Origin of the sequence: Micromonospora sp. LOL_015 (assembly GCF_048060275.1) — a bacterium.
Lineage (GTDB): Bacteria > Actinomycetota > Actinomycetes > Mycobacteriales > Micromonosporaceae > Micromonospora_E.
The window spans coordinates 1-18963 of sequence record NZ_JBHMIO010000029.1 but is presented as its reverse complement, the minus strand read 5'-3'; the positions used below and the strand labels follow the sequence as shown (position 1 = coordinate 18963).

At 72.8% G+C, this 18963-nt stretch carries 19 protein-coding genes; 6 read left to right on the top strand and 13 right to left on the bottom strand.

Going from position 1 to position 18963, the window contains the following annotated elements; genetic code table 11:
• Positions 1 to 130: 130 nt before the first annotated feature.
• Positions 131 to 1951, top strand: coding sequence for a dynamin family protein (locus ACFHWU_RS21045; protein ID WP_416551887.1), 1821 nt, complete (start codon positions 131 to 133; stop codon positions 1949 to 1951).
• 72 nt (positions 1952 to 2023) lie between these two features.
• Here the strand turns inward: ACFHWU_RS21045 and ACFHWU_RS21040 are convergent, their stop codons facing one another.
• The 3 genes from ACFHWU_RS21040 to ACFHWU_RS21030 all read right to left on the bottom strand — a co-directional run bounded on the left by ACFHWU_RS21040 (position 2024) and on the right by ACFHWU_RS21030 (position 6541).
• On the bottom strand, positions 2024 to 2695 hold the full coding sequence (locus tag ACFHWU_RS21040) for a hypothetical protein (RefSeq protein ID WP_416568938.1): 672 nt from the start codon (positions 2693 to 2695) through the stop codon (positions 2024 to 2026).
• Between the two features lie 76 nt (positions 2696 to 2771).
• Positions 2772 to 3674: an ABC transporter permease gene (locus ACFHWU_RS21035; protein ID WP_416551889.1), complete on the bottom strand. Its 903-nt coding sequence runs from the start codon at positions 3672 to 3674 to the stop codon at positions 2772 to 2774.
• Positions 3674 to 6541 carry an alpha/beta fold hydrolase gene (locus ACFHWU_RS21030; RefSeq protein ID WP_416591375.1) on the bottom strand — a complete coding sequence of 956 codons (2868 nt, stop codon included), beginning with the start codon at positions 6539 to 6541 and terminating at the stop codon, positions 3674 to 3676. Before ACFHWU_RS21030 ends, ACFHWU_RS21035 begins: the two co-directional genes overlap by 1 nt.
• Positions 6542 to 6616: 75 nt before the next feature.
• Between ACFHWU_RS21030 and ACFHWU_RS21025 the strand changes: the two genes are divergently transcribed.
• Positions 6617 to 8857 (top strand): AAA family ATPase, encoded by a 2241-nt coding sequence (locus ACFHWU_RS21025; RefSeq protein ID WP_416551891.1) that lies wholly within the window; start codon positions 6617 to 6619, stop codon positions 8855 to 8857.
• Positions 8858 to 8927: 70 nt separating this feature from the next.
• Here ACFHWU_RS21025 and ACFHWU_RS21020 read toward each other — a convergent pair whose 3' ends face one another.
• Both ACFHWU_RS21020 and ACFHWU_RS21015 read right to left on the bottom strand, forming a co-directional pair.
• Positions 8928 to 9449, bottom strand: a complete 522-nt coding sequence (locus ACFHWU_RS21020; RefSeq protein WP_416568949.1) for a GNAT family N-acetyltransferase — start codon at positions 9447 to 9449, stop codon at positions 8928 to 8930.
• A 203-nt stretch (positions 9450 to 9652) separates the two neighbouring features.
• The gene (locus tag ACFHWU_RS21015) at positions 9653 to 10519 is read right to left on the bottom strand and encodes a hypothetical protein (protein ID WP_416591374.1); all 867 of its coding nucleotides are present in this window, start codon (positions 10517 to 10519) and stop codon (positions 9653 to 9655) included.
• Between the two features lie 160 nt (positions 10520 to 10679).
• On the opposite strand from ACFHWU_RS21015, the gene ACFHWU_RS21010 reads away from it, so the two are divergent.
• The gene (locus ACFHWU_RS21010; protein ID WP_282232450.1) at positions 10680 to 10892 is read left to right on the top strand and encodes a hypothetical protein; all 213 of its coding nucleotides are present in this window, start codon (positions 10680 to 10682) and stop codon (positions 10890 to 10892) included.
• A gap of 51 nt (positions 10893 to 10943) precedes the next feature.
• Here ACFHWU_RS21010 and ACFHWU_RS21005 read toward each other — a convergent pair whose 3' ends face one another.
• Genes ACFHWU_RS21005 through ACFHWU_RS20990 form a run of 4 tightly spaced genes read right to left on the bottom strand, consistent with a single transcriptional unit; the run spans position 10944 to position 14312 of the window.
• Positions 10944 to 11423, bottom strand: coding sequence for a DUF3263 domain-containing protein (locus tag ACFHWU_RS21005; protein ID WP_416591373.1), 480 nt, complete (start codon positions 11421 to 11423; stop codon positions 10944 to 10946).
• 31 nt (positions 11424 to 11454) lie between these two features.
• Positions 11455 to 12465 (bottom strand): ABC transporter permease, encoded by a 1011-nt coding sequence (locus ACFHWU_RS21000; protein ID WP_416551895.1) that lies wholly within the window; start codon positions 12463 to 12465, stop codon positions 11455 to 11457.
• A complete protein-coding gene (locus ACFHWU_RS20995) occupies positions 12462 to 13466 on the bottom strand; it encodes an ABC transporter ATP-binding protein (protein WP_416551896.1) in 1005 nt (334 codons plus the stop codon). The genes ACFHWU_RS21000 and ACFHWU_RS20995 overlap by 4 nt, the downstream gene beginning before the upstream one ends.
• 60 nt (positions 13467 to 13526) lie before the next feature.
• On the bottom strand, positions 13527 to 14312 hold the full coding sequence (locus tag ACFHWU_RS20990; protein ID WP_416551897.1) for a DeoR/GlpR family DNA-binding transcription regulator: 786 nt from the start codon (positions 14310 to 14312) through the stop codon (positions 13527 to 13529).
• Between the two features lie 250 nt (positions 14313 to 14562).
• Between ACFHWU_RS20990 and ACFHWU_RS20985 the strand changes: the two genes are divergently transcribed.
• The 3 genes from ACFHWU_RS20985 to nagA are packed head-to-tail and all read left to right on the top strand — an operon-like array spanning position 14563 to position 17614.
• Positions 14563 to 15495, top strand: a complete 933-nt coding sequence (locus ACFHWU_RS20985; protein ID WP_416551898.1) for an SIS domain-containing protein — start codon at positions 14563 to 14565, stop codon at positions 15493 to 15495.
• Positions 15492 to 16499 carry an ROK family protein gene (locus tag ACFHWU_RS20980; RefSeq protein WP_416591372.1) on the top strand — a complete coding sequence of 336 codons (1008 nt, stop codon included), beginning with the start codon at positions 15492 to 15494 and terminating at the stop codon, positions 16497 to 16499. Before ACFHWU_RS20985 ends, ACFHWU_RS20980 begins: the two co-directional genes overlap by 4 nt.
• A complete protein-coding gene (gene nagA / locus ACFHWU_RS20975) occupies positions 16496 to 17614 on the top strand; it encodes an N-acetylglucosamine-6-phosphate deacetylase (RefSeq protein WP_416568933.1) in 1119 nt (372 codons plus the stop codon). The genes ACFHWU_RS20980 and nagA overlap by 4 nt, the downstream gene beginning before the upstream one ends.
• 7 nt (positions 17615 to 17621) lie before the next feature.
• Here the strand turns inward: nagA and ACFHWU_RS20970 are convergent, their stop codons facing one another.
• From ACFHWU_RS20970 to ACFHWU_RS20955, 4 genes are all read right to left on the bottom strand, one after another.
• Positions 17622 to 17879 (bottom strand): hypothetical protein, encoded by a 258-nt coding sequence (locus ACFHWU_RS20970; protein ID WP_416551901.1) that lies wholly within the window; start codon positions 17877 to 17879, stop codon positions 17622 to 17624.
• Positions 17880 to 17901: 22 nt separating this feature from the next.
• Positions 17902 to 18099 (bottom strand): hypothetical protein, encoded by a 198-nt coding sequence (locus ACFHWU_RS20965; protein WP_416591370.1) that lies wholly within the window; start codon positions 18097 to 18099, stop codon positions 17902 to 17904.
• 29 nt (positions 18100 to 18128) lie between these two features.
• Positions 18129 to 18515, bottom strand: a complete 387-nt coding sequence (locus ACFHWU_RS20960; RefSeq protein ID WP_416591369.1) for an ISAs1 family transposase — start codon at positions 18513 to 18515, stop codon at positions 18129 to 18131.
• On the bottom strand, positions 18494 to 18963 hold a 470-nt coding region (locus ACFHWU_RS20955), incomplete at its 5' end, for an ISAs1 family transposase (protein WP_416591368.1). The genes ACFHWU_RS20960 and ACFHWU_RS20955, both read right to left, overlap by 22 nt.

The following is an 18963-nucleotide window of genomic DNA, read 5'->3' as shown; positions in this document are numbered from 1 at the left end:
ACGGCGTCCGGCCCGGTGAGCGCCAACATGGCGTGGCAGGTCCGGCCGGGGCCTGCCACGCCATGTTGGCGCTCGCACGTTTCCCCGCTGACCACCGCCTGCCGACACCAACCTCGATCGAGGAGCGACGTTGACCGCGAAAACGACACCCCCTGACGCTGACGGCACGCTGCAACGGGCGACACAGATCGTCGATCTCGCGGTACGCGCCTGCGAGGCGTACGACCGCCCCGACCTCGGTGGTCGGCTGGCCACCATCCGGCACACCCTGTCCGACCCGGTGGTGCACGTCGTGGTCGTCGGCGAGTTCAAACAGGGCAAGAGCTCACTGGTCAACGCGCTGGTCGGGACGAAGATCTGCCCGGTCGACGACGACGTGGCCACCGTCCTGCCGACCTACCTCCGGCACGGACCGCAGCCGTCGGCGCAACTGCTGTTCAGCGACGACCCCGCCCGGCGGGAGCCGCTGCCCATCGATCAGGTGCAGGATGTGGTTCTGGAACGGGCCACCGGCGGCGCCACCCCACCCGGGATCGCCGGGGTGGAGGTCCGGCTGCCGCGCAACATCCTGTCGAACGGCCTCGTCATGGTCGACACCCCGGGAGTCGGCGGTCTGGGCTCGGTCCACGCCGCAGCCAGCCTGGCCGCCGCGTCAATGGCCGACGCGCTGCTGTTCGTCACCGACGCTGCCCAGGAGTTGACCCGCAGCGAGCTGGACTTCCTGCGGCAGGCCCACGAGGTGTGCCCGACGGTGGTGTGCGTGATCACCAAGACGGACTTCTATCCGCACTGGCGGAAGATCCGGGACCTGGACGAGGGCCACCTGCGCCGCGAGGTCGAAATGCCGATCATCCCGGTGTCGTCCGCGCTGCGGCTGCGGGCAGTCGCCGGCAACGACAAGGAACTCAACGCCGAGTCCGGGTTCCCGGACCTGGTCAAGTTCGTGACACAGCGGGTGGCCGGTGGCGCGGCGACCCGGGTCGCCACACAGGCCGCCGCGTCGGTCGTCGGCATCTGCGAGCAGATGGAGAACCAGTTCAAGGCCGAGCACGCCGCGCTCGCCGACCCGGAGGCCGCCGCCACGGTGGTGGCCGAGCTCAACGCGGTGAAGCAGCGGGTCGAGTCGCTCAAAGCGGCCGCAGCGAAGTGGCAGCAGACGCTGAGCGACGGGATCTCCGATCTCAACGCCGACGTCGACTACGACCTGCGCGGCCGGCTCCGGCGCATCCTCGAAGAGGCCGACGCCGCGATCGAGGAGATCGACCCCGCTGACGCCTGGGACGAGACCGAACGCTGGCTGCAGGCCAGGGTGTCCAACGAACTGCTGGCCAACTACATGATGCTGCGTGACCGGGCGATGAGCCTGAGTGACGACGTGGCTCTGCACTTCCAGGAGGCCGCTGGCGAGGTGCTTCGCCACGTCGCGATCCCCGACCCGGTCCCGTTGGTCGGCACCGCACAGGTGGACCACAAGATCGAGCTGGCCAAGATGAAGCTTGGCAAGCAGGCGATGGTGGCGCTCAAGAGCGCCTACGGAGGCGCGCTCATGTTCGTCATGCTCGGCTCGTTGACCGGGATCGCGCTCGGCCCGATCGGTATCGGAATCGGGCTGGTGATGGGCCGCAAGGGCCTGCGCGAGGAGAAGAAGCGGCAACGCGTGAACCGGCAGAACCAGGCGAAGAACGCCGTCCGGCGGTACTGCGACGAGGTCAGTTTCGTGATGACCAAGGACTCCCGGGACACGCTGCGCCGGATTCAGCGCCAGCTCCGCGACCACTACAGCGCGCTGGCCGAGGAGTTGTCCCGGTCGAACGCCAAGGCGCTGGCCGCCGCGTCGGAGGCCGCTCAGCGGACCAAGGCCGAGCGGGAGAGCCGGCTCCGCGATCTGAACGCCGAGTTGGACCGGCTGCGTCAGCTACGCGAGCACGCCACCGCGATCGTCGGCGCCTGACGTCACATCGGACCGCAGGACATCGCCAGAGGGTCCACACCGGCTCGGCCCGGGTCGGCCACGCCGATCCGGTCAGCCGGCCCCGAGGTCGTCGATCTCTGCGACACCGTCCACCCCGGCGGTGCCCTCGGATATCGGCGGCAACGCCCACGGGTCACCGGACGGTAGCGGACCGTCCAGGAGATCCGCCGCGTCCGGTTGGCCGTCATGGCTGGCCGGTTCGGCGTCGTCCCCGGTCGGGCCGGCCGGGAATGGCTCGACCGTTGCCGGCTCACGATCGTCGACGGACGGGCCGTCGCCGCGGCCGAACGCCGCATCCATCCCCGGTCCGGCCGCGAAACCCGGGTCGTCGAACCCGGCTGGGGTGTCGAACCCCGGACCGTCCGGCGGCGCCGCGTCGAGCCCCAGGCCGTCCAGGTCCGGGCCGTCGAACGCCGGATCATCCGGCATGGCAGCGTCGAACGCCGGGGCCGGAGCCGTGGCGAGCAGGTCGAGCGGCGAGGCCAGCTCATCCGGTACGGTGCCGTCGCCGCCGACCTGGCTGTGCGCCGTGACGAACGGGGCCAGATGTTCGGCCACCTCAGCCGGGGCGGTGTCCGCGAAGCTGACCACGGCCTGCGCCAGCAACTCCGGGGGAAGGTCCGCGTAGCCGTTGGCATCGAGCACGGCAGCGACGTCGCTGTGGGCTGCGGCGTCGCCGGGCAGCCCAGCGAAGATCTCGTGCAGGGATCGCGCCGGTGCCATGTGACCACTGTAAGAAGAGCACCACCCGGACCGGCAAGGGGGACATCCCCGCCCCGCCCCCCTAACCCTGCGACGGTCAGGACGTGACGTCCTTGCGGGTGAACCGCCAGAACGCCAACGACAGGAAGACCGTGGCGTACGTCAACGCCGACACGCAGCCGCGTACCACGTCGTCGGTCTGCATCGGGGTCGACAGCAGCCCCAGCCAGGCGGTGCTGAAATGGGTCGGCAGGAAGTCCCGCAGCACGCCCAGCGCGGTGATCTGGTCCAGGATGCTGGACAGGATCCACAGCAGCACCGCGCCGCCGACCGCGCCGAGCGCCGCGTCGGTCGACACCGACAGCAGGAACGCCAGCGACGCCACGATCAGCAGCACCACCGCCAGGTAACCGAGGATGCCGAGCAGCCGCAGCGTGCCCTCCCCGGCCGGGATCTCGGCAGCCACCGTCGAACGCAGCGGCGACCAGCCGTACCGCAGGGTGCCGACCAACAGCGCGGTCGCGGCGAGGACCAGAACCGACAACCCGGAGTACGCCAACGCGGCGACCAGCTTCACCGCCAGCAGCCGGGCCCGGGGCACCGGCACGGCCAGCAGATAGCGCAGGCTCCCCCAGCTCGCCTCGCTGGCCACCGTATCGCCACAGAACAACGCCACCGCCACCACCAGCAGAAACGTCGACGACACGAAGATGGTGAACAGGGCGAAGTTCAACCCGCCGGTGGTGGCCAGCTCGACCAGGCTGGCGAATTCGCCGCCGCCGTTGTCGTCGTCACCGTCGTCGAACTCGAAGGCGATCAGCACGATCAACGGCAGCAGCACCATGAAACCCAGCGTCAGCTGAGTGCGACGGCGGGCCGCCTGGCGGCGTACCTCGGCCCAGAACGGCAAGGTGGCGCGAGCCCGGTAGCCGGCGGCGGCGCCGGACTGATCGACCGGCCGGTCCGGCTGCCGCACGTCCGATGATCCGACGGTAGCCATCAGCGGTCCCCGCTTCCCCGTGAGTTCTCGCCGACCAGGGCGAGGAATGCATCCTCCAGCCGGCGGCGGGGCACCACCCGGTCCACCGCCACCCCGGCCCGGACCAGCTCCGCGACCACCTCGCTGCGCGGCGTACCGTCGACGTCGACGATCAGTCCGCCGTTGTCGGCGGCGACGGTACGCACCCCGGCCAGCCGCTTCAGCACCGCTTCGGCGGCGGCCACGTCCGAGACGTCGAACTGCACACTCGGCGAATCCCCGACGATGTCGTCGACCGGTCCGGCGGCCACGATCCGGCCCTTGTTGACCACCACCGCGTGGGTGCAGGTCTGCTCCACCTCGGCCAGCAGATGGCTGGAGACCAGCACCGCCCGCCCACCGGTGGCGTACCGCTTCAGCACCCGGCGCATCTCGGCGATCTGCGGCGGGTCCAGCCCGTCGGTCGGTTCGTCGAGCACCAGCAGCTCCGGCAGCCCGAGCATGGCCTGGGCGATGGCCAGCCGTTGGCGCATCCCATGGCTGTAGTTGCGGATCCTGCGGTGGACCGAATTCCCAAGCCCGGCAATCGCCAGGGCCTCGTCGAAGTGCGCGTCCGCCGCCGGGCGTCCGGTGGCCCGCCAGTACGCCCGGAGGTTGTCGATGCCGGACAGGTGCGGCAGGAACCCGGGCCCCTCGACGAGTGACCCGATCCGGGACAGCACCGGCGCGCCGGGCACCAGCCGGTGGCCGAAGACCAGGATCTCACCACGGGTCGGCTGGGTCAGCCCCATCAGCACCCGCAGGGTGGTGGTCTTGCCGGCACCGTTCGGCCCGAGCAGGCCGACGACCTGGCCGCGTTCGACGGTGAAGTCGACCCGCTCGACCGCGACGAACCCGTCGGCGTACTCCTTGCGCAGGTCCCGCACCACCAGCGGGGTCTGCGCGCGCGCGGCGTCGACGGTGTGGTCGGTGCGCCGCTGCCGCAGCCGCACCACGGCGAGGACCACGACCAGTCCGACGACGATCGCGGCGACCAGCCCGGCGAGCACCCAGCGCCACAGCGCTGCCGAGGTGGCGATCGGCTCACCGGCCACCTGCGGCAGGACGACCGGCGCGCGGTCGGTGCCCCCGGCCGCGGTGCCGTCGCCGACCGCGACCGTGTAGACGGTCGGCTCGACCGGGGTGGCGTACCCCTGGTCCGAGGTGGCGACCACGATCCGCAGCCGGTTGCCGGCCTCGAACCGGTGCACGATCGCCGGCAGGGTCACCTCGACCGGTTGCGCCTGCGCGATGTCCGCCGGCAGGCCGGTCAGCCGCACCGGCGCGACCAGCCCACCGGGCAGGCTCATCGCGCCGTCCGGGTCGACGTCGTACAGCTTGACGAACAGCACCGCCGCACCGGTCGGCGACGCGGCCCGGACGGTCACCGTCGGCGCGCCGACCACGTCGACCGGGTCGGCCAGCGGCGCCGAGTCGAAGTGGCTGTGCTGTCCGGGCAGTTCGCTGACCAGACCACCGGCCACGCCACCGAGCGCGCCGGCCAGCCCGCCGGCCATCGGCAGCGAGGAGACCGCCGCCGGGTTGCCGGCCGGTGGGTTGACGATCAACTGCGGCGGACCGTCGACGGTGACCGTCGTCGTTGCCGTGCCGGCGGTGCCGGGGTAGTCGGTGATCCGGTAGCCGGTGGCGACCAGTCCCCGGTCCATCGCGTCGAAGCCGGCGATCCGCGACCAGGTGAAGCTGCCGCCCGGGGCCTCGCCGTCCCCGGCGACGTGGTGGTCCAGCCACTGCGCGGTGAGGAACTTGACCCGGTCCTGGTCGGTCAGCGGACCGCTGCCACCGTCATGACCACCGGTGTACCAAGCGACCCGCACCGGGGTGCCGCTCGCGGCGATGCCCCGGGCGTTGGCGTCGGCCTGGGCCAGCGGGAACAGCGTGTCCGCCGTGCCCTGGATCAGCAGCGTCGGCGCGGTGATCCGGTCCAGCACCTGAGCCGGGCTGGACCGCTGCAGCAACGCCACCGCCGCTGGGTCCCCCCGGCCGGTGGTGGCGATCCGCAGGTACGCGGCGCACACGTCGGCGGCGAACCGCCCGCACTGCGGATCGGGCCCACCCGGATCCGCCGGCACCCCCGGCCCGCCGACGCCGGTCGGCGCCCCCGGGCCAGCCGGGTCGGCCGGCATTCCCGGCCCGCCGGCGGGTGCCCCGGCGCTGCCGAAGAACAGCCCGGCCCAGCCCTTCTTGAACACCCCGTCGACCGGGTCACCGCCGGTCGACTCCGGCAGGAACGCACCGGCCAGGTCGTTCCAGGTGATCATCGGCACGATCGCGTCGACCCGGTCGTCGGCAGCGGCCAGCAGCAGCGCCAACGCGCCGCCGTACGAGCCGCCCACCACCCCGACCTGCGGGTCGCCGTCGGCGTCGGTGCGTACCTCGGGGCGCTGCGCCAGCCAGTCGAGCAGCCGGGCGGCGTCGCGCACCTCGTGGTCGGGGCTGTTCAGATGGATCTGTCCGCCGCTGGCCCCGAACCCGCGCGCCGAGTACGCCAGCACCGCGTACCCGAGGGTGGCCAGCTCCTCGGCGTCGGCAGCCACCGACTGCTTGGATCCGCCGAAGCCGTGGGCGAGCAGCACCGCCGGCACCGGATCGGCCGCCGAGGCCGTCTCCGGGAGGTAGAACGTGGTGTCCAGATCGACCGGCTGGTCACCGTCCGGGCCGGAGCGGACCGTGAGCCGCTGCTCGGTCACCGCGTACGGCACCGACTCGGGCCAGACCGCCCAGGTGACCACGCTGGCGACCAGGACGAGCGCGAGCAGCCCGCCGGTCAGCCGCCGCTGGTACGACCCGGGCAGGACCCGACGCAGCCGCGTGGACAAGGGAGTCGGCATGTGCCACACGGTACGGCCACCGCCCGCCGGCCAGCTGTGAACCCTCTCAGCCGCGGCGGTGGATAGGCTCGGCGGGTGGCCGACCCCGAACTGACCTTGACCGCGAGCCTGCGGCCCGCCGCGTTGGACGCCCGCCGGGGCATCGTCCGACTGCACCCGGAGGTACTGGCCGCGCTCGGCGTCACCGCCGGCACGCCGGTGCGGCTGACCGGGCGACGCAGCACCGCCGGGGTCGCGGCCCGCGCCGAGGCCGGCGCCAGCCGCGCCCTGCTGTACGCCGACGACCTGACCCTGGGCAACCTCGGTGTCCGTGACGGCGGTCAGGTGACCGTGGCCCCGGCACCGGAGGTCGCCGCCCGCCGGCTGACCCTGGACGGACCGGTCGAGATCGCCGCGGTGGTCAGCCCGGAGATGCTGCGGCTGGCCCTGCTCGGCAAGGTGGTCACCGCCGGTGACGACGTGTCGCTGCTGCCGCAGGACGTCTTCTCCGACTCGGCGCACCGCGGCCTGATGGAGGCGGCCAGACGCAGCCTCGCCAACGTCGTCGGGTACGCCTGGACCAGCACCCTGCTGACGGTCGCCGACGCTGAGCCGGCCAACCTGGCCCGGACCGGGGACCCGGTGCTGGTCACGATGGACACCGTGGTGGCCTGGCGGCACGGGCCGGCCACCCACGGGTCGTCCGGGGAGGAGGTCCGCCCGGCCGGGCCGGTGTCGCCGGCACCGGCACCGGACTTCGTCGACGAGCCGGCACCCAACCTGGATGACCTGCCCGGCCTGCGGGCCCAGGCACACGAGCTGACTGAGCTGCTCGACCTCGGCTTCCACCACCGGGAGGTGCTGGACCGGCTGGGCACCACCGTGTCGCTCGGCGTACTGCTCAGCGGGCCGGCCGGGTCCGGCAAGTCGGCGCTGGTGCGTGCGGTCGCCGCCGACCTGGACGCCCGGGTGGAGACGCTCTGGGCGCCGGAGCTCGCCGCGCTCACCAACGACGCCGCGGCACAGCGGCTGCGTCGGGCCGCCGAGTCGGTACGCCGCGGCGACGCCGCAGTGCTACTGATCGCCGACGTGGACGCGGTCGCGCCCCGCGACGAGCCGGGTCCGTTGTCGACCGTGTTCCGGCAGGTGCTGGCCGAGACGGTGGCCGCCGGGGCGGCGGTGGTCTGCACCACCAGCCACCCGGAGGCGCTGGATCCCGGGCTACGCGGCCCGGACCTGCTCGCCGTGCAGGTCGCGGTGCCGCTGCCGGACGCCGCGATGCGTCGGGAACAGCTGGCCGTGCTGACCCGGGGCATGCCGTTGGAGGACGACGTCCGGCTCGACGACGTCGCCGGGCGTACCCCCGGGTTCGTCGCCGCCGACCTGGCCGCGCTGGCCCGCGAAGCCGGGGTACGGGCGGCGCTGCGGCAGAAGTCGGCGGAGGCGCCGATGGTGGCCGCTGCCGACTTCGAAGCCGCGCTGGAGGTGGTCCGGCCCACCTCGATGGCGACGTCCACTCTAGAGCTGGCGCGGGTGACACTGGACGACGTCGGCGACATGGCCCAGGTCAAGCAGATGCTGACCGAGTCGGTGCTCTGGCCGTTGACCTACCCGGACACCTTCGCCCGGTTGGGCGTGCAGCCGCCGCGCGGGGTGCTGCTCTACGGTCCGCCGGGCTGCGGCAAGACGTTCCTGGTGACCGCGCTGGCCGGCACCGGCAAGGCCAACGTGCTGTCGGTCAAGGGCGCCGAGCTGCTGTCGAAGTGGGTCGGGGAGAGCGAACGGGCGGTCCGCGAACTGTTTCGCCGGGCCCGCGAAGCAGCGCCGACCCTGGTGTTCCTGGACGAGGTGGACGCCCTGGCACCGATACGCGGGCAGGCGTCCGACGGCGGCACCACCGACCGGGTGGTCGCCGCGCTGCTCACCGAACTGGACGGGGTCGAGGCGCTGCGCAACGTCGTGGTGATCGGTGCGACGAACCGGCCGGACCTGGTCGACCCGGCCCTGCTACGGCCGGGCCGGCTGGAGCGGTTGGTGTACGTACCGCCGCCGGACGGTGCCGCGCGCACCGAGATCCTCAAGGCGGCGGCGAAGTCGGTGCCGCTCGCCGACGATGTGGAGCTGACCGAGCTCGCCGCGTCGTTGGACGGGTTCTCGGCGGCGGACTGCGCCGCGCTGGTCCGCGAGTCGGCGCTGGCCGCGATGCGGGAGTCATTGGAGGCATCATCGGTGACCGCCGCGCACGTCGCGGCGGCCCGGGACCGGATCCGGCCGTCGCTGGATCCGGCGCAGGTGGCCTGGCTGGCCGCGTACGCCGAACAGCAGTCCGCCCGGTAGGGGCACGTCGCGCCCTTGAAGTGCCGCTGCGCGCCAGACGCGCCGGCATACCCGGGTCAGCGCGCCCGGATCAGCCGGCCAGGTCAGTGGTGAACGCCTCGTCCAGCCAGAACCGGGCGTGCACCTGGCCCTGCTCGACCCCGATGATCGCGCCGCACCGCCGCAGCAGGTTGATCGCCGACCGGTTGGCCGGGGTGGTCCGGGCGATGACCAGGTGGGCACCGAGCCGGACCGCTTCGTCCAGCACCGCGCGTAGCGCGGCGGAGCCGACCCCCCGCCCACGGGCGGACCGGCCGAGCCAGATGCCGGTCTCCACGACGGAAGGGGTGTCGAGCCGGCTGAGCCGGATGCCGCCGACCACGTCCCCGCCGATGGTGACCGCGTAGACGATGGTGCCGGCGGGCCCGAACTGCCCGCCGCCGAAGTGGGACCGGTAGAACGTGCGAAAGGCGTCCCGGCGGGCGGCGGTCCAACCGGCCGGGCCGGGCACCGGCGGCATCACCTCACCCGGCTCGGCTTCGGCCACGGCGGCGGAGAGCAACGGCTCCAACAGGTCGTCGCTCATCGGGGTCAACCGCACGTCGTGCCGCACGGCGGTAGTCTCCCAGGCCGGTGCCGATTCCGCCTTACTCATTCCGCACCTCCCGTCTACCCAGCTACCGGCCCCTGGGACGGATACTTGCTCAGTTCCAGCGCTGCCGAAACGGCCTTCGGGACACCGGTCACCCGTCGACCGGCGGCCCCGGTCCAGCCCGCCAGCTGTTGTCCCAGCTCAGTACGCATCGACTGACCGGATCAGCCGGTATCGAAAAGGCAGAATATCGCCGTGGCGTCGTCGTGCCGCTTGTGACCGGTCGACGGATCCGGCTCGGCGGTCTCGGCGACCCGTACCTGGCGGATCAACTCGGCCGACCCGGCCTCGGCGAGCAGCTCCATCAGCTGCGGCCAGCTGTACAGCCCGAACCGTTCGACGGCCCGCGACGCCCCGTCACTGAGCAACGCCGCCCGGGTGATCCGGCCCGGTCCGGTCAGCGGCAGGGTGCCGCAGAGCGCCCGGTCGGCCGCAGCCGGGTCGGCGGCGGCCACCCAGTAGCCGTCCGGCTGGTTCATCCACTGCCGCTGCCACCGTACGGCCCGGTGGTAGCGGTGCCGCGGGTCGTCGGTGGCCGGCGGATCGTGCTGTCCGCGCAGCCTGGCCATGATTTCGGCCAACCGGTTGTCGGCCACCACGCCGACCTGCCCGGCGGCTTCGAACACCAGTGGACTGTCGCACAGCACCAGGTAGTCCAGGTGCCCACCGGAGCGGCGCAGCAGGCACACCGTGGCCGACGGGGTGCCCGGGTGGTCCACGTCGCAGGTGGCCGCGTGGTCTTCGCGGACCGCCCGGATGGCCTCGGCGAGCAACCCGGCCAGCGGCGCGGCCGGGGTAGCAGCGCTGGCCAACCCGAGCCGGGCGGCTAGCCGGCGCACGTACCAGGCCGGCCCGTGGCTACAGCCGGTGTCGAAGCCAGCCGGTGTGGTGGCACCGTCCAGCACTCCGACCAGGTCGCCGTACTGCAGGATCTGGTCCTCGTTGTCCGATTGTCCGGGCGCGGCAACGGAACATGCGTCCACCCGCATGGTCGGCAGGTCGGTCGGCGGGACCGACGGCTGGCTTGTCACCGCCGGCACCGGAGTCGGTCGGGAATCACCCTGAGCATCTCTCACCAACTCTCGGAATCCAGTCCGTCACCGACGGTAGCTTGACCGGTAGGTGGGTGTCGAGGATCGCGGGCCGCGCGGCGCACGTGACAGCGGCGCCCGGAACACAGGGGGACCACAGATGTTGCGTCAACTGCACGAGAAGGGCCTGCGGGCCGAACACATGTACGTCGCCGGCATCGTCAGCATCGGGATATCGCTGACCAGTTGGGTGCTGTCCAAGCGGTTCGAGGCGGCGGGCGTCGACCGGGCTGACCGGTGGGGCATCTTCGTCGGCGAATGGGCACCGACGTTCATCGCGCTCGGCAACGGGCTCAAGATGTACGAGAAGTGACCGGCCGACACCGACTGGCCGGCCCTGGCCGGCCTGCCCCGGCGGCCCGGCTCAGCCGCGCCGGGCTCGCGACCGGGCGGCCCGAAGCCGGCGGAGCCGGGCCACCAGCACCGGTTCGACGGCCAGCGCGGCCGGGTTGTCCAGCAACTGGTTGAGCAGCTGGTAGTAGCGGGTGGCGGAGAGACCGAAGGTGTCCCGGATCGACTGTTCCTTGGCACCGGCGTGCTTCCACCACTGCCGTTCGAAATCGAGGATCCGCTGCTCACGCTCGGTCAGCCCGGTCGCGGCCGGGCCGGCGGCAGCCGTACCGCTGACGGTGTCGGCGCCGACCGGCACGGTGCCGGCGTCGGACCCGCCGGCGTCGACCGGCTCGGTGCCGGCGTCGTCGTACCCGTCGGCGTCGAGCGGCTCGCTGCGTTGCCGGGGAACGCCGGCCGTCGTCCGGGGAACCGGCCCGGCGCCCGGTCCGGTCCGGGGTTCGTCAGCAGCCGGCACCTCACCAGGGTAATCGCCCACCCGACGGGTACGCATCCGCCGGTTTGCGCCGTCGGGTGTGTCGGGCTCAGCTGACGTCGCGCCGACGCACCGTCCACGCCGCGACGACCGACACCAGCAGCACCACCGCCGCCATCAGCACACCGGTGTGCATCCAGGTCAGTTCCATGGTCGGCGGTACGCAGCCGGGCTGCCCGCCGCAGGCCTGCCAGTTGGTCAGCTCGATCGACGAGTCCATCCAGGCGATCCAGTACACCGGCAGCAGCCATGCCTCGACGAAGGTCGCGTCGGTCACGTCGGCGAGGAAACTCAACGCGGACTGGCCCAGCACGAGTACGGCGAGGACGCCGCCGAGCGCCAACGCGGTGTGCCTGCCGATCGCGGCCAGCCCGAAGCCGACCGTGGCGGCCGCGACCACCAGCACCACCACCCGCAGCTCGGTCAACGCGATGGACCGCCAGGCGCCGGCGGTCATCTCGGCGGTCGAGCCGCGCCACACGGCGGTGGCCCAGAGCGCCGCCGTCCACAGCAGCACGGCGGGCACCGTCACCGCCAGTACGCCGGTCAGCAGCGCGGCCAGCTTGGTGAACAGGACACGGAGCCGGCGTGGCCGCCACAGCAGCAGGTTCATCATCCCGCCGGAGGTCCACTCGGCACCGATGAACGACGCCCCCGCCACGAAGAAGACCAGGGTCGACAGGGTGGCGAAGACGTACAGGGTGGCCGGAAACTCGCGGTGGAAGGTGAACGTCGCCGGCAGGTACGGCTCGGCCGGGTACATGTCCCGGGTCGGCGGCACGATGTCGGCACAGTTCGATGGGAAGCGGTTCGGGTCGGCGGCGCCGCTGGTCTGGCTGCGCTCGCATTCGGCCTGCCACTGCTCGGCCCATTCGACCCCGGCCCGGTACTCGGCCTCGGCGGTGCGCTCGGCTTCGGCGAACGCCGCCGGGCCGATCTTCTGGTTGCCGAGGAACGTCCCGACGGCGATCGCGACCAGCGCCAGCAGCACGGCGGCCACCAGGTAGCGGACGAAGCGTCGTTTGCCGAGGCGGCGCAGCTCGGCCCGGTACAGGTTCATCGCCCGGCTCCCGTCGGGTCGGCGGCGACCGTCTGCTCGGCGTCGGCGGCATGGCCGTCGTCGGCCGTCGGGGCGTCGTCGGCGGTCAGCTGGAGGAAGACACTTTCCAGGTCGGCGGTGACCGGGGTCAGTTCGCTGACGTACAGGCCGGCGGCGGCGAGGGTACGGGTCACCCGGGCCGGCTGGTCGACCCCGTGCACCACCAGGTGGTCGGCGTGCCGGGTGACGGTGACCGGCGGGCCGTCGGCGGCGGTGAGGGCCGTCTCGGCGGCCGGCAGGTCGGCGGCGGCTTCCAGGCGTACCCGCAGACCGCCGGCGGAGTGCGCGGCCAGCACCTCGGCGACCGGGCCGGCGGTGACCCGGCGGCCCCGCGAAATGATCGTCACCGAGTCGCAGATCACCTGGATTTCGCCGAGGATGTGGCTGGACAGCACCACGGTGGTGCCGGCGGCGACCAGGTCACGCATCAGGGTGCGCATCTCCCGGATGCCGGCCGGGTCGAGGCCGTTGGCCGGCTCGTCGAGGATCAGCAGCGCCGGTTCCTTCAGCAGCGCCGATGCGACGGCCAGCCGTTGACGCATGCCGAGCGAGTAGGTGCGGACCCGCTCGCCGGCCCGGTCGGCGAGGCCGACAAGGTCCAGCACCGCCGGCACCCGCTGCGGAGCAAGACCGCCCGCTTGGGCGAGCAGCGACAGGGTGTCCCGGGCGGTGAAGTGTGGGAAGAACTGTGGACTTTCCACGATGGCACCGACCCGGCCGATCACCGCCGGCAGCTGCTGCGGGACCGGCTGGCCGAGGATCGCCATCCGGCCGCCGTTCGGCGCGACCAGACCGAGCAGGGTACGCAGTGTGGTGGTCTTGCCGGATCCGTTCGGGCCGAGGAAGCCGTGCACCTGGCCGGCCTCGACCCGCATGTCGAAGCCGTCGACGGCATGCCGGACCCCACGTCGACGGCTGCGGTAGGTCTTACGCAGCCCGGAGATTTCCAGTACGGCCGTCATCCGCCACCTCCGCCGCGTACCCGACGTCAGAACAAGGACACACCATACGGGACAGACGGCTCAGGCGGTGACCACCGTCACGCCGAGTTCGCGGAAGACGGCGACCGTGCCGGGCTCGGCGCCGGAGTCGGTGATCAGGGTCTCCACCCGGTCGATCGGGCAGATCCGGGCGAAGGCGTGCCCGCCCAGCTTCGACCCGTCGGCGATGATCACCACCCGCTTGGCGCGGGCCACCATCAGCGCGTTCATCGACGCTTCGCCCTCGTGGTGGGCGGCGGCGCCGAGCTGCGGGTCGATCGCGTCGACGCCGAGCAGCGCGACGTCCAGGGTGACCTCCCGCAGCAGCGCGCCGCCGAGCGGCCCGACCAGCTCGAACGACTGCGGGCGGACCACCCCGCCGGCGACGACGATCTTCATCCGGGAGCGGACCAGCAGCTCGTTGGCGATGTTCAGCGCGTTGGTGACCACGGTCAGCTGGGCGCCGTCCGCGCTGGTGTTCAGATCCGGGCGTACGGCGAGCGCGCGGGCCACCTCGGTGGTGGTGGTGCCGCCGTTGAGCCCGACGACCATGCCGGGTTCGACGAGTGCGGCGGCGGCCGTGCCGATGCGCTGCTTCTCCGCCGAGTGCTTGGCGGTCTTGTAACGCAGCGGCAGGTCGTAGGAGACGCCGTTGGCGACCGCGCCGCCCCGGGTACGGGTGATCATCTGTTGCTGGGCGAGCTGGTCGAAGTCGCGGCGGATGGTGGCCTGGGAGACGTCGAGGCGGGTGGCGGCGTCCTCGACGGTGATCCGGCCGCTGTCGGTGAGCAGTTCCAGCAGAGCGTTCCACCGTGCGTACCGATCCATGCCGCCCCTTCCCACGCCTCGCTGCTACCGCGCCTCGCTGCTTACCACGTCCAGCTGCGCAGATGGTGACCAGTTTGCTGCACACTAGTGCGCGAAACGCCCGGTAGCAAAACCTCCGTCTGCGCGATCGGGCATCACCCCAGCCCGGTTGTTGCGACCCGGTCACGAGAACGCGCACAATGACGCGCGAAAAGGTGCCAGTTCGAGCCCGAACGAGCACCGCTGCTTGTCGTCAGCGAGGAGTGTCGCGATGAGCTACGTCGACGCCGAGATCGCCAGCCAGCCGGAGTGCTGGCGCCGGGCGGCCGCACAGGCCGCCGACACCCCCGCACCGGCGCTGCCCAGCCCCGGCGAGCGGGTCGCCGTGGTCGGCTGCGGCACCTCCTGGTTCATGGCGATGGCGTACGCCGGGCTGCGGGAACGCGCCGGCCACGGTGAAACCGACGCCTTCCAGGCCTCCGAGTTCCCCACCGGCCGGCACTACGACCGGATCATCGCGATCAGCCGCTCCGGCACCACCACCGAGATCACCGACCTGCTCGCCGCCGTCGACGACCCGCAGCGCACCACGGTGCTCGTCGGCGACCCCGGCTCCCCCGCCGCTCAGCTCGCCGGCCACGTCGTCGCCCTGCCGTACGCCGACGAACGGTCTGTGGTGCAGACCCGCTTCGCCACCAGCGTGCTGGCGCTGCTGCGGGCCCACCTCGGCGCGGACGTCGCGGCGATCGCCGCCGACGCCGAGGTCGCCGTCCGGGCCCGGCTGCCGATCGACCCGGCGCTGATCGACCAGGCCACCTTCCTCGGCCGGGGCTGGACCGTCGGCCTGGCCCACGAGGCGGCGCTGAAGTGCCGCGAGGCCGCCATCTTCTGGTCCGAGGCGTACCCGGCGATGGACTACCGGCACGGGCCGATCGCGATTGCCGGGCCGGGCCGGATGGTGTGGGCGTTCGGCGAGATCCCCGACCACCTGGCCGACGACGTGGCGGCGACCGGCGCGGCGTTCGTGCACAGCCGGACCAACGGCGTGTACGCCGTCCTCGACCGGTGGGCCGCCGGCCGCCGCCCGCTCGACCCGATGGCCGACCTGATCCTCGCCCAGCGGTTCGCGGTGGCCCTCGCTGCCAGCCGGGGCCTCGACCCGGACAACCCGCGCCACCTGACCCGGTCGGTCGTGCTGACGTGACCCTGGCCGGCGGAGTCGACCCGACACCGCCGGGGCCGTCCGACGAGGTCGTCATCGCGTTGGACGTCGGCGGCACCGGCATCAAGAGCGCCCTGGTCGGGCTGACCGACCGGGCGGTACGGCACACCGAGCGGCGCCCGACCGCGGCGGCCCGGGGGCCGGCCGCCGTCGTCGACACCATCTGCGACCTCGCCGGGCAGCTCGCCGACACCGCCCGCGCCGACGGGCTCACCCCGGTCGCGGTCGGCGTCGCCGTACCCGGGGTCGTCGACGAGTCGGCCGGCGTCGCGGTCTGGTCGGCCAACGTCGGCTTCCGCGACGTACCGCTGCGTGACCTGGTGGCCGCCCGGGTCGGGCTGCCGACGGCGCTCGGCCACGACGTACGGGCCGGCGGGGTCGCCGAGGCCCGGATCGGCGCCGGCCAGGGCAGCCGGCACGTGCTGTTCGTGGCGATCGGCACCGGCATCGCGGCCGCCGCCGTCGTTGACGGCACCGGCTACCCCGGCGCGCACGGCGCGGCCGGCGAACTCGGCCACGTGGTGGTCCGCCCCGACGGGCCGGCCTGCGGCTGCCGGCAGACCGGCTGCCTGGAGGCGGTCGCGTCGGCGTCGGCGATCACCCGCCGGTACGCCGACCGGGCCGGCCGCCGCACCGGCGGCGCCGCCGAAGTGGCCCGGCTGGCCGCCGCCGGCGACCCGACCGCCGGCCGGATCTGGGCCGACGCGGTCGACGCGCTCGCCGACGGCCTGCTGATCGGGCAGGCGATGTTCGACCCCGAGCTGGTGGTGCTGGGCGGTGGGCTGGCCGAGGCCGGCGACCAGCTGCTCGCCCCGCTGGACGCCGCCGTGCGCCGCCGGGCCACCTTCCACCGGCTGCCCCGGCTGGTCCAGGCCGCGCTCGGCGACGAGGCCGGCTGCCTCGGTGCCGCGCTGCTCGCGTCGGACCTGCTCGCGTCGGACCTGGTCGAGCGGGCCGCCGAGCCGGTCGAGCGGGCCGCCCGATGAGGGTCGAGGGCCGGCTGGTCACCCCCGACGGGGTACGCGAGCACGGCCGCCTGACCATCGACGGCGACACGATCACCGAGGTGGCGACGACCGGCGGCGGCCGGGCCGGGGTGCACGCGTCGGCGTCGGGCTGGACCGTGCCGGGCTTCGTCGACATCCACAACCACGGCGGCGGCGGACACACCTTCACCACCGGCGACCCCGACTCGGCCCGCCGGGCCGCCGCCTTCCACCTGGCCCACGGCACCACAAGCCTGCTGGCCAGCCTGGTCAGCTCGCCGGTCGAGCTGATGCGCGACGCCGTCACCCGGTACGCCCCGCTGGTCGCCGACGGCACCCTCGCCGGGCTGCACTTCGAAGGCCCCTACCTGTCGGTCGTACGGTGCGGGGCGCAGAACCCGGCGTACCTGCGCGACCCGGAGCCGGCCGAACTGGCCGGGCTGCTCGACCTCGGCGACGGCGTGATCCGGATGGTCACCGTGGCCCCGGAGCGGGCCGGTGCGCTGGCCGCGATCGCCCGGCTGGTCGACGCCGGGGTGGTCGCCGCGATCGGCCACACCGACGCCGGCTACGACCAGACCCGGGCGGCGATCGACGCCGGAGCCACCGCCGGTACGCACCTGTTCAACGGCATGCGGCCACCGCACCACCGCGAACCCGGCCCGGTGTTCGCCCTGCTCGGCGACGACCGGGTCACCTGTGAACTGATCGCCGACGGGGTGCACCTGCACGACGGCACCCTCACCTTCGCCACGTCGGTCGGCGGCCCCGGTCGGACCGCGCTGGTCACCGACGCGATGGCCGCCGCCGGCATGCCCGACGGCGCGTACGAACTCGGCGGGCAGGCGGTGACGGTGTCCGGCTCCGTCGCCCGGTTGGCCCGCGACGGGTCGATCGCCGGCAGCACGCTGACCATGGACGCGGCGCTGCGCCGGGCGGTCGCCGCCGGCATCGACATCGTCGACGCCGTACGGATGGCAGCCACCACCCCGGCGGCGACGATCGGCCTGGCCGGCACGGTCGGCGCGATCGCCCCCGGGCACCGGGCCGACCTGGTCGAGCTCGACGACAACCTGCGGGTACGCCGAGTGATGCGCGCCGGCGTCTGGCAGTGAGCCACGGTCACCGGCTGGTCAGAATGCTGGTGGGCGGCAGTCGATAGCCGACTTGCTGGCCGTAGGTCATCAGGGGGCGCAGGGTCGGCAGCAGGGTGGTGGTCTCCGAACGCCAGTGGTGTCCCCGGTTACCGTCGAGTCGGCGGTGCCGGGCGGATGTCGTCTGCCGCAGCCGTAGGGCGCGCAGTCGCTGGGACGCCGTGGACCGGCCGGAGCGCAAGTCGAGCCAGCGCAGCCACCAGTCACGCAGTACGTCGATGATCAATTTTGTTCTCCCTGGTCAACAGTCACGTCGCGGTGCGTTTGGGAAATCGGTAAAGTCCGTGGCGCTGGACGAAGATCTCCCGCCGATCGATGGCGTTGCCGTGGCGATCCATCACGTAGCCGGTGAGCCAGATCCAGCCGTCGTACGTCCACTTCCGATCCACCGCGATCACCCGGAATCGGATGCCGCGGTCGTCGGCGAACTGGACGCTCGCCTCCACGGGCACGGCAAAGTCGGCCGGGTTGGTGTTTAGGCTGGTTGGAGCTGTAGGAGTTTGAGGATTCGGCTGTTGTTGCGGGCGTTGTAGCGCAGGGCGGCGGCGATGTTGGTGGTGTCGTGGATTCCCAGGAGGCTGACCGACACGTTCCGTAGGGTCGCCATGACACGCGGCGCGTTGCCGGTACGGATCCGGGAAGCGTCCTCCCGGAAGGTCACATCCCTCACCCAGTGGAGGACCTCGATTCCCCAGTGCTGACGGACGTAGGCCAGCAGGTCAGCGGCGTCGGCCTGTCCGGCGGTGAGGCTGGTGACATACAGCATCGCCTGGTAGCTGGTACGGCCCTTCACGGTGACGGCGCGCTCGATCAGGAACACCTGCGCGACGTGCGGAAAGTTCAGATCCGGCGGGGCGGGCATGACCTGACGGTACGTACCTCGTGGCGGCCCCGGTCGTCATCCACACTGCGCCCGGTGACCGGCACCCCGGCCCAGTCCAGCGCGTCGAGCCGGTCGAACAGGGTCGGCTGGTTGTCGAGCACCGGGAACACGAAATGCGCCTCCTTGACCTCCCGCAGCCAGCGGGCATGCTTACGCTGCGTCTGCATCGCGTCGGCGGTCACCACGTGATCAGCGAGGTCCAACGGCGTCAACAGCCCGGTGAACGCGGCGATCCCGTTGCTCCTGCCCGGGACCTGACACTGGGCGAGGACCACCCCGGCGCAGGTGAGCGCGGCCAGCAGATGCGGCGCCGCCCGGTCGCGGGTCCGCGCGCCCCGGCTGGTCTTGCCGTCCACCGCGACCTGCGGCAACCGTGGCCGGTGACGGTCCCGCGCGCTGGCGCGGCGGTGTCGCTGGCCAGCGGCCC